Consider the following 9,276-nt stretch of genomic DNA (forward strand, 5'->3'; position numbering starts at 1 on the left):
AGGATCTCCCGCTGCCCGGACCACAGTCGCGACCAGTGCGGGTTCAAATCGAACGAATAGGAATACAGGTGCGACTTGACGTCGCAGGCCAGCCCCGGATAGGTGTTGATCCGCCAGGTCCCGCCGACGCCGTCTTCGCGGTCGAAGATGGTGAAATCACGGAACCCGGACCGCGCCAGCAGAATTCCCAAGGCGATGCCGCCCGGGCCGGCGCCGATGATGCCGACCTTCATTGGATTTTCAGGCACTGGCCGCCGTCGATGACGAGCTCCGAACCGGTGATGAACGACGCCTGCCCCGATACCAGGAAGGCGATCGCATCGGCCACCTCGGACGGCTGCCCGATCCGGCCGGACACCGATATGGCCGCAAGCCGCGCTTGCGTCTCTGCATCGAGCATCGGCGTCGCGATCGGACCGGGGAACACCGCGTTGACCCGAATGCCCGCCGGGGCGAGCTCGCCCGCGGCGGCCTGGGTCAGCCCGCGCAGCGCCCACTTCGCCGAGCCATAGGCGATGTGGTTCGGAAACGGCCGGATCGCCCCGGTGCTGCAGGTGTTGACGATCGCCGCGCCGTCGGCGGCCCGCAGCTGCTCCAGCGAGGCCTGGATGCCCAGAAATGCGCCTAAACAGTTGACCCGCCAAGACCTTTCGAACCCATCGACCGACTCGTCGGCGATCGAGGCACGGTGCAGCAGGCCCGCATTGTTGATCAGGGTGGTCAACGATCCAAACCGGTCGACGGTCTTCGTCACCGCCTGCTGCCACTCCCACTGCGATGTCACATCCAGCGGGATCCCGATCACCGCGTCATCGCCCAAGCCGTCGACTGCGGCGCGCAGCTCGGCGGCGTTGATGTCGCAGGCAGCCACGAAAAACCCGTCGGCGCGCAGTCGCTGGGTGATGGCCCAGCCCTGCCCGCGGGCGGCCCCGGTGACCAGCGCCACACGTTGAGTCACCGGTCGCCCCTCGCGTCGCTGAGGCTCGCGGCGGCGCCGCGTCGCAGGGCCTGAGACTCCGACTCCAAGGTGAGCATCTGAAAACCCAGTTGCGCCATGGCATGTCCGGCCTTGGCGTTGCCCGCGTGAATCGCGGCCACCAACCCGGCCCCCGACGCGGCGCGGTGGATACCCACGATGGCCTCGCGCACCGTCGGGTCGGACGTGGCCTTGGTGACATCGACGCCCATCGAGATCGCCAGATCCGCGGGGCCGACGTAAATGCCGGCCAGTCCGGGCACCGCGCAGATGGCGTCGACATCGGCCAGCGCTGCGGCGGTTTCGATCATCGCGAACACGCTCACCCGTGATTCCAGCTTGGCGGTATCGGCACCCAGGCTGGCCCGCAGCGGCCCGAAGCTTCGCGAGCCGGCCGGCGGGTACCGAGTGGCGGCGACCGCTGCGGTCGCCTGCTCGGCCGATTCGATCATCGCGACGATGATGGCGTCGGCGCCGGCGTCGAGGACCCGCCCGATCGGTGCCGCATCGGCGTTGGGCAGCCGCACCGCCGTGGCGATCGGCACGTGTTCGAGGCGGCGCAGCATGCTCGCGATATCGGCGTCGTCGATGTAGCCGTGCTGGGCGTCGAAGCCGACGTAGTCGTAGCCCGCTCTCGCGAATTCCTCGGGCCCGATCTCGGTGGGCCCGGTGATCCAGCCACCCCAGATCGGTTCGCCCCGGCTAAGTGCTTGCTGCAGTTGACTTTCGGTCATGGCGCCAAGATCGCGATTTTCCCGCGGTCGGGAACCGGGCGCGCAGCCAGTTCGAAGGCGGCCTGCACGTCGTCGATGTCGAACGTGTGGGTGTGATACTCGGCCAGCAGACTCGGGTGCTCGGCGGCGAACTTGTTGGCCAGGTCGAGCATACGCGGACGATCAAGCGCCACACCAGATTTCAGGGTCAGGTTATTCCGCAACATGGTGCGCATGCTGATCGGGTAGCTGTCGTCGTCGGGCACCCCGAAATAGAACACCGTGCCACCGGGCGCGGTGGCTTCGATCGCGTGGCTGAGGGTCGCCACCTGATGACCGACGGCTTCGATCACCACGTCTGGTCGGTCTTCGGGGGCCAGTTGGCTGACCCACCGGCTGCTGGTGGCCCGCGCATACGTGTCGACGCCGAATTTCGTTGCGATCTCTGCCCGGTTGATCGGGTCGACGCCGGTGACACGACGGGCGCCCATCGCCTTGGCCGCACACGAGAACAGCAGCCCGATCGAGCCCTGTCCGATGACGCCGACATGTAGCCCGTTGAGGTCTGGTAACTGGCCGATGGCGTAGAGCACGCAGGCGAGCGGTTGCAGACCGACGGCCTGGGCGGGGCTCAGCGTCGGGTCGTAGGCCGCAACCTGATTCCCGTCAGTGACGACCCGTTCCATCAAGCCGTCGAAGCCGGACGCCCAGCCCACTACCCGGTCTCCGGGCCGATGCCGGTCGTGCCGGCTGGCGAGCACTTCACCGACGACTTCATGGATCGGATAGCCGTCCTTCGCGGCGCCGCTACGCCCTTCGTCACCGGGCAGTGTGCCGCGCACTCCGCGGAAGGCCGGCATGTCGCTGCCGCACACTCCGGCGGCCAGAAACCGCAACAGCACCTGACCGTCGGCAAGAGCGTCCGGGGTCTTTTCGGCGATCGATGTCCGCTCGAACTGATAGGGCGCGATGATCCGGTAGGACCACATCTCACACCTCCACTGGCAGCCTGCTCCAGCCCCACTGGAAGCTGGACGGCGGGCGGGATGCCGCCTCGTCGATGATGCGGTAATCCGGCACGCGGCGCAGCCATTCGGCCACCAGGATCGAAACTTCGAGGCGAGCCAGGTGATAGCCCAGGCAGAAGTGTTGTCCGCGGCCGAATGCCAACGAGCGGCCGGGGGTCCGGTTCCAGATGAATTCGTCGGGTTGCGGATATTCGCGCTCGTCGCGGTTGGCCGAGGCGATCAGGGTGATGATCCGCTGCCCCGGTTCAATCGTGGTGTCGTGAATCGTGAACGGCTTGCGGGCCGTTCGAGCGAACCACTGTGCGGGGGCGCAGTAGCGGATCATCTCCTCACGCGCGACCGGAACATTGGCGGCCGGGTCCGCGCGCACCGCCTCCAGTTGGTCGGGGTGCCGGAGCAACTCCCACAGCCCGTGCGCCACCACCTTGGGCACGGTCTCGGTGCCGCCGATGAAGACGCAGAGCATCTGGACGGCGACTTCGGCGTCGTCGAGTGCTCTGCCGTCGGGCAGTCGGTAGCCGAGTAGACCGTCGACTACCGGCAACGGCCCGTTGGTGGAGTCGGCCCGCCGTCGCCGCACCGCCGGGATCAGGTGTTCGAGGTAGTTGGGCCGGGCCTCTGCGGTGTCGACTCCGCTACCCGGTTCGGCGAGACTTCCCGCATTGACCGCGGCCAGCACATCACGGGCGAAATCGACAGGAACGCCGAGCAATTCGCAGACTACCGACGCTGCGACGATTCCGCCGTATTCCTGGGTGAGGTCGAACGTGCCACGCGGCAGCAGTTCGTCGAGCCGTTCGTTGGCTAACTCGCGGATCCTGGCTTCCCACCCCGCAGCCGATTTCGGTCGAAACGGTTGACTGTGCGCGCGGCGCACGCCGTCGTAGATCGGCGCGTCGAAATTCGCGTGGAACGGCAGCGGCTGCAATGGCGGATCGGCGACCGGGCCCTGATTGTGGCGCGCCAGCACCGAGGCCGGCGGCAACGAGCCTTCCGAAGCGACGAACGTTCCGTCGTTGATAGCCAATACATCCCAGATGTCGTCGAACCGGGACAACGCGAAGGTGTCCCACTGCGGCAGGTAGTAGACCGGGTGGTGTTCGCGCAGGAGGCGGTAGTACGGCAGCGGGTCGGCCATCACCGCGGGGTCGAACGGGTCGTAGGAGAAGTCGTTCATTGCAGCGGCGACGGCGGAAGTGCTTGCAGGATCGAGTCTTCCCAGCCGTCACGTAGCGCCGGGGCGACGCTCATCCAGGTGACGATCTCAGCCGGCGGGCTGTCTTTCCACGACGGGTAATGCTCGGCGAAGCAATCCCAGCCGCCTTCGAGCGCCCAGTAGTGGATCACCTCGTTGAAGCGAAAAGTGGTGGTGAACGAACCCAGCCAATGTTTACCGGTGCGCTCCGACCACGGCACGTAGAGTCGCTCCAGTTCGCGGATGTAGTCGTCCTGGCGTCCGGGCTTGGTCTGCATGATCTCCTGAATCACCACGGACGCACTGAAATTGGCCTCGCGCAGTTGGGCGAGCGTCTTGTTGCTCGGCCCCGGATACATGATTCGGCCCTCCCCCGACGCCCCGATCACGGCGAGAAATGCCGACCATTTTTTGGCGGTCGACTCGTGGCTGCCGCCACGTGCCTGCGCCGACGCGATACGCGCATAGTCTGCGAACGCATCGATCTCCCAGATGATCGTCACCTGCGGCCAATGCCCGTTGTAGGGCGCGGTCTCCCACAGCGCGAACAGTCGCGCCCCCAAGTCGTGCATCATCGGCTGATAGGTGCCGGTGAACTCCGCGGTGAAGCCATCGCTCGAACCAGAACCCAGCGCAATCGTCTCGTGCAGGTAAAGCAGGGTGTGGCCGTAGTACTTGCGCATCAGCCAACCGGGATCAGTTCGGAATCGACCGGTAAGGACGCTTTCATGTCGGAGCGCAGCGTCTCGGTCGGGCCAACCCTGCCCGGGATACCGGCCGCGGCGAGCGCGTGACGCTTGAATGCGCGTGCGGCACCGCTGAGCACATGCTGCACGGTTGCGGTCCGGTGCCCGACGGTAAGCGGCCAATCATCGTGCCAGAGAGTCACTTCCGTCATCCAGCGGTCCAGCGCGGTGAACACCTCCTGCCGAATCCGCGCATCGGAGGCAAACATGTCGGCACTGACCGCCAAGCCGCGGGCGGTGTATTCCTCGCTCGCGGACAGGATCCGCCAGTCCAGGTCGGCCACCTGGATGCCGAGGATCTGCAGCGGACGGCTGTCGCAGCGCTGCGGCAACAGCACGTTGACATCCCAGCCGGCCCGCACCCGGTCATAGAGCCAGCCGCCGATGCTGCCCACCACATCGGCGGGGCTGGAAGCGACAACGTCGAGTCGATACTTGACCGAAGCGCCGTCGCAATGCGGAGCCTGTGGCCGCTGATTCTCGAAGTCCACCTCGAAGGTTCCCATCGCATCCCTTCAGCAGTCGAACGCCACATCGCGTTCGATGACCCGGTCGACTCAGCGTGACATTTTTACATCAATCTGTAAAGTTTCGATTGGATCAAGACTGGCGCCGCGCTTCGAGCTCGGCGAGGACTTCGTCGGTGTGCTGTCCGAGCCGCGGGGCGCACGCCCGCGGCTCCCACGGCGTGCCGTGGAAATCCGCCGGTGTCGCGACCATCGGCACGGCGGCGGGTCCGTCCGGCACGTCGACCATGCCGCCGGCGGCATGAAACTGCTCGTCAGCGATGACATCTTCGATGGTGTTGACCGGTGACCAGAAGAAATCCGGTTCACCGGCGAAGATCTCGGCCCACTCGTCGAGAGTCTTGGTGGCAAAGATCTGATCCAGCTGGCCGATCAGCTCCACGGCGTTGACCGCTCGTGACCGCGCGTCAGCGAACCGCGGATCATCCAGCCACTCCGCTCTGCCCACGGCGCGACACAGCGGGGGCCAGTGCCGGTCGACTTCCAGCCCGACGATCCAGAACCGCCGGCCGTCGCCGGTGGCGTAGTTGTTCATGCACGGGTTGAACATTTTTTCCCGTTGCCCGATCGCGATCGGCTGACCCGACATCAGGTAGGTGTTCAGATCGAAGCTGACGGTGTAGGCGCCTTGACGGTAGAGCGACGTGCTGACCAGCTGACCGGTTCCGGTGCGGTCACGAGACACCAGCGCCGCGCAGACCGCCGCGGCCAGCGTCATCCCGGCGGAGTGGTCGCCCATCCCGCCGCGCTGAAACGGCGGGGTCTCACCAGGTCGGGTCAGCAGATAGGCCAGCCCGCCGCGCGCCCAGAACGCGGCGACGTCGTAGGCGGCCCGATCGGCATCGGGCCCGGTCTCGCCGTAGCCGGTGATCAGCCCGTACACCAGGCGCGGGTGGTCCGGGGCGAGCGACTCGTAGTCCAGGCCGAGGCGACGCAATGCCCCGGGCCGGACGTTGGTGATGAAAACATCGGCGCCAGAGATCAATTCGAGCGCAGTGCCGCGACCGTCCTCGGTTGTCAGGTCGATGACGACGCTGCGCTTGGACCGGTTGTCCATCTCGAACGGCGGGCTGACGTCGACGTCGAGCCCCAGCATGCGGCCGAACATCCGGGCCGGATCTCCGGTCGGGGGTTCGATCTTGATGACGTCGGCGCCCCAGTCGGCAAGGATGCCGCCGGTCGCCGGCCCGGCCACCCAGACCCCGAGTTCCACGACGTTGATGCCCTGCATCGGTCCGGCCATCCTTGGCATCCTCTCGTCGCTTCGATCAGCAACCTAAGCACCTCGCTGCGGGCTGTGGCGACCGCATTTGACACCGGGATCGGTGCCGCCGAGTACCGTACGTTTCACCGTCAAGGTACTTAAGGTGCGACTGATGACAGATTCCCCGGGCAGACCGTTCGGCGAGCCCGACGGTGCGCCACAGTCGTCGCGCACCGGGTGGTCCGGCCCCAATGCACCGGGTGCCTATGGTCCACCGCCGCAGCCGTATTACCCCGGTTTCATGCCGCCGCCTACCGGTCACAGAAACGGCCTCGGCACCGGGTCTTTGGTGCTTGCTCTGGTCGCCCTGGTGGCGACGGTGACGATTTTCGGCGGTGCCATTCTCGGTATCGCCGCGGTGGCGATGGGATTAGTCGCGCGCGGGCGCGTAAGGCGCGGCGAGGCCACCGACGGCGGCATCGCGGTGGCCGCCATCGCGCTCGGCATCGTCGCGGCCGTCGTCGGCCTGTCGATTATCTGGCTCGCCTTCGGTACAGAGTTGTTCAATGAGACCTACCAACACTGCCTCGGCGAACGCAATGGACATGCGGAATACTGCCAGCAATATCGCTGACCCAGTGGTGGATGAGACATGAGCATGGTCACCGGGCATGGGCCACTGAGCAGTGCTCCGGCCGGTTGGTTTTCGCCGAAAGTGCCCGCCGGCGTGGTCTATGTCGAGCCACATCCCCGGCGGGTTCGGGCGGTGAAAAACGGGCGCACGGTGATCGACACCGAGCATGCGTTGCTGGTGCACCGGCCAGATCTCCCGCTCAGCTACGCATTTCCCGCCGACGAGGTCGTCGATCTGCCCAGTGACCCGGTTTCGGAGGCACCCGGGTTCGTCCATGTGCCGTGGGACGCGGTGGACAGCTGGACCGAGGAGGGACGCACCCTGGTCCACTACCCGCCCAACCCGTATCACCGGATCGACTGCCGTCCAACGAAACGGCGGCTACGCGTCGAGGTGGCCGGCACGACGCTGGTCGACACCGAGGACACCGTGATCGTTTTCGAGACCGCGCTGGAGCCAAGGCTCTACGTCGATCCCTCGCACGTACGCACCGAGTTTCTGCGACAAACGGAGACCTCGACCTACTGCAACTACAAGGGGTACGCCACATATTGGGCGGCGGTCGTGGGCGGTACGGAGATCGAGGACGTGGCGTGGAGTTACCTGGACCCGCCACCGGAGAGCGGGCCGATCAAGGGGTTCTTCAGTTTCGACGCCGCCCGCGCCGACGTTGTCGCCGAGTTGCCGGAGTCTCAGGACCTCGGCGGCGAGTAGTTCGGCCGTCCCAGGCCCAATGCGTGCTGGGCGATCATGTTGCGGAACACCTCCAAGGTGCCGCCGTAGATACCGACGGGTGAGGCCAGCCGGAAGATGTATTCGGCACCGCCGTCATCGACCGCCCCTTCGGTGTCGACCGGCAGCGCTGACGCGGTGCCCAGGAGGTCCATCAGATCCGGTGATACGTCGCGCATGGTCTGCGCGTTGGCCACCCGGCCGAACATTCCCGGGGTACTCAACGCCGCCTCGGTGCGAGCAACGCTGCGGCCCAACCGATATGCCACCGAGGTGTCGTCGAGCAGGCGGCGGCCGTCGGCGTCGCGTTTGGTGACCAACGCGGCAATAGCGTCGATCGCCTCGGCCATCAGCGTCAGATGCTCGCTCATCACCGCGACTCGTTGCAGCCCGTCGTCCTCTTTTTCGACCGTGCCGTGCTCCACGTCGAGCGCACCCCGCAACACTCCCCAGCCGCCGTTGACGGGGCCGATGCGGTAGCGATCGTCCACCCGCACGTCGCTGTAGAAGACGATGTTGGTGCGGTCGCCGTCGATGGTGCGAATGCCTTGGATGTCGATGCCCGGCGTATCGAGCGGCACCAGAAACATGGTCAGGTTCTTGTGTTTTGGCGCATCCGGGTCGGTGTTGGTCAGCAGGAAGACGTATTTCGCGTTGTGCGCGTTGGACGTGAACATCTTGGAGCCATTAATGACCCAGCTAGATCCATCCGCTTCGCGGACAGCACGGGTTTTGCATGTCGCCACATCGGAGCCGCCCTCCGGTTCGGTGTAGCCCAGGCACAGCCGGATCTCGCCGGACAGCACGCCGGGCAGCACCTCTTCGGTGAGTTCCGCCGGTCCGAAGTCGCGCACCATTTTCGCGACCACGGCGGTGGTGCCCCAGTGGAACCACGGCGTGTGCGCCCGACCGATCTCCAGATCCCAGATGCGCCGGCGCAGCGCGCTGAATCCACCGTCGGATTCGTCGTGCCAATCGGAAGCGAGATAACCCTTGGCGCCCAGCGCCAAATGCACACCCTCGTCGAAGTTTTCCCCGCTCTCACGGTCCCGGCGGATCACATCGTCGGTGACGATGTCAACCAGGAATGACCGCAATCGGTCCCGGAATTCACGGTCGTCGGGAGACAGTTCGACGGATGCGAAATCCATGACTGTTACAGCCGCGCTTCGGTTTTGATCGCGGTATCGGTGGTGCGCAGTGGGCGGATCAGCGCATCCTGGGCGAACGAGGCGATCAGCTCGCCCTCCTCGGTGTGGACGGCGCCACGGACATAGGACATTCCCGCACCGACCTGAGTGCTCTCGTGCGTGTACAGCAGCCAGCCCGTCCACGACACCGGCTCGTGGAAGCTCACCGTCACCGTCAGCGGCGCGGTGGACACGGTCAAATGCGACTGGCTGGTGCCGACGCCTTCGTGGGCGCGCATCGTGGTCGAGATCCCCAAGTGCCCGGTGAAATACGCGATCAGTGCCTTGGCCAAATCGTCGCGGGCCGGGATCGGGTCGTAGTGCAGCCAGG

General features: G+C 65.9%; 11 protein-coding genes and 1 pseudogene. 2 read left to right on the forward strand and 10 right to left on the reverse strand.

Going from position 1 to position 9,276, the window contains the following annotated elements:
- From VN856_RS04060 to VN856_RS04095, 8 genes are all read right to left on the reverse strand, one after another.
- On the reverse strand, nucleotides 1-233 hold a 233-nt coding region (locus tag VN856_RS04060), incomplete at its 3' end, for an NAD(P)-binding protein (RefSeq protein WP_325686416.1).
- A complete protein-coding gene (locus VN856_RS04065; protein ID WP_325686395.1) occupies nucleotides 230-958 on the reverse strand; it encodes an SDR family NAD(P)-dependent oxidoreductase in 729 nt (242 codons plus the stop codon). The genes VN856_RS04065 and VN856_RS04060, both read right to left, overlap by 4 nt.
- Nucleotides 955-1,710, reverse strand: coding sequence for an HpcH/HpaI aldolase family protein (locus tag VN856_RS04070; RefSeq protein ID WP_325686397.1), 756 nt, complete (start codon nucleotides 1,708-1,710; stop codon nucleotides 955-957). Before VN856_RS04070 ends, VN856_RS04065 begins: the two co-directional genes overlap by 4 nt.
- On the reverse strand, nucleotides 1,707-2,678 hold the full coding sequence (locus VN856_RS04075; RefSeq protein WP_325686399.1) for a zinc-binding dehydrogenase: 972 nt from the start codon (nucleotides 2,676-2,678) through the stop codon (nucleotides 1,707-1,709). The genes VN856_RS04070 and VN856_RS04075 overlap by 4 nt, the downstream gene beginning before the upstream one ends.
- Nucleotide 2,679: 1 nt before the next feature.
- Nucleotides 2,680-3,894, reverse strand: a complete 1,215-nt coding sequence (locus VN856_RS04080) for a cytochrome P450 (RefSeq protein ID WP_325686401.1) — start codon at nucleotides 3,892-3,894, stop codon at nucleotides 2,680-2,682.
- Nucleotides 3,891-4,595, reverse strand: a complete 705-nt coding sequence (locus VN856_RS04085) for an NIPSNAP family protein (protein ID WP_325686403.1) — start codon at nucleotides 4,593-4,595, stop codon at nucleotides 3,891-3,893. The genes VN856_RS04080 and VN856_RS04085 overlap by 4 nt, the downstream gene beginning before the upstream one ends.
- Nucleotides 4,595-5,164: a hypothetical protein gene (locus VN856_RS04090; protein ID WP_325686405.1), complete on the reverse strand. Its 570-nt coding sequence runs from the start codon at nucleotides 5,162-5,164 to the stop codon at nucleotides 4,595-4,597. The genes VN856_RS04085 and VN856_RS04090 overlap by 1 nt, the downstream gene beginning before the upstream one ends.
- 94 nt (nucleotides 5,165-5,258) lie before the next feature.
- Entirely contained in the window at nucleotides 5,259-6,428 is a 1,170-nt protein-coding gene (locus tag VN856_RS04095) for a CoA transferase (protein ID WP_325686407.1), read from the reverse strand.
- A gap of 133 nt (nucleotides 6,429-6,561) precedes the next feature.
- Here VN856_RS04095 and VN856_RS04100 point away from each other — a divergent pair, with 133 nt between their 5' ends.
- Both VN856_RS04100 and VN856_RS04105 read left to right on the forward strand, forming a co-directional pair.
- Complete coding sequence (locus VN856_RS04100) at nucleotides 6,562-7,023, forward strand: DUF4190 domain-containing protein (RefSeq protein WP_325686409.1); 462 nt, start codon at nucleotides 6,562-6,564, stop codon at nucleotides 7,021-7,023.
- A gap of 18 nt (nucleotides 7,024-7,041) precedes the next feature.
- Nucleotides 7,042-7,737: a DUF427 domain-containing protein gene (locus VN856_RS04105; protein ID WP_325686411.1), complete on the forward strand. Its 696-nt coding sequence runs from the start codon at nucleotides 7,042-7,044 to the stop codon at nucleotides 7,735-7,737.
- On the opposite strand, the gene VN856_RS04110 is transcribed toward VN856_RS04105, so the two are convergent.
- Together VN856_RS04110 and VN856_RS04115 are read right to left on the reverse strand one after the other, a co-directional pair.
- Entirely contained in the window at nucleotides 7,716-8,906 is a 1,191-nt protein-coding gene (locus VN856_RS04110) for an acyl-CoA dehydrogenase family protein (protein ID WP_325686413.1), read from the reverse strand. The two genes, VN856_RS04105 and VN856_RS04110, sit on opposite strands and share 22 nt — an antisense overlap.
- A gap of 5 nt (nucleotides 8,907-8,911) precedes the next feature.
- Nucleotides 8,912-9,276 (reverse strand): annotated as a pseudogene (locus VN856_RS04115) (thioesterase family protein); the annotation flags it as partial.

Source organism: Mycobacterium sp., from assembly GCF_035603715.1.
GTDB lineage: Bacteria > Actinomycetota > Actinomycetes > Mycobacteriales > Mycobacteriaceae > Mycobacterium.

Bases quoted from the DNA above. Each gene is read 5' to 3' on its own strand.
- VN856_RS04070 (WP_325686397.1), bottom strand. From the start codon at position 1,710: ATGACCGAAAGTCAACTGCAGCAAGCACTTAGCCGGGGCGAACCGATC.
- VN856_RS04075 (WP_325686399.1), bottom strand. From the start codon at position 2,678: ATGTGGTCCTACCGGATCATCGCGCCCTATCAGTTCGAGCGGACATCG.
- VN856_RS04080 (WP_325686401.1), bottom strand. From the start codon at position 3,894: ATGAACGACTTCTCCTACGACCCGTTCGACCCCGCGGTGATGGCCGAC.
- VN856_RS04085 (WP_325686403.1), bottom strand. From the start codon at position 4,595: ATGCGCAAGTACTACGGCCACACCCTGCTTTACCTGCACGAGACGATT.
- VN856_RS04090 (WP_325686405.1), bottom strand. From the start codon at position 5,164: ATGGGAACCTTCGAGGTGGACTTCGAGAATCAGCGGCCACAGGCTCCG.
- VN856_RS04095 (WP_325686407.1), bottom strand. From the start codon at position 6,428: ATGGCCGGACCGATGCAGGGCATCAACGTCGTGGAACTCGGGGTCTGG.
- VN856_RS04100 (WP_325686409.1), top strand. From the start codon at position 6,562: ATGACAGATTCCCCGGGCAGACCGTTCGGCGAGCCCGACGGTGCGCCA.
- VN856_RS04105 (WP_325686411.1), top strand. From the start codon at position 7,042: ATGAGCATGGTCACCGGGCATGGGCCACTGAGCAGTGCTCCGGCCGGT.
- VN856_RS04110 (WP_325686413.1), bottom strand. From the start codon at position 8,906: ATGGATTTCGCATCCGTCGAACTGTCTCCCGACGACCGTGAATTCCGG.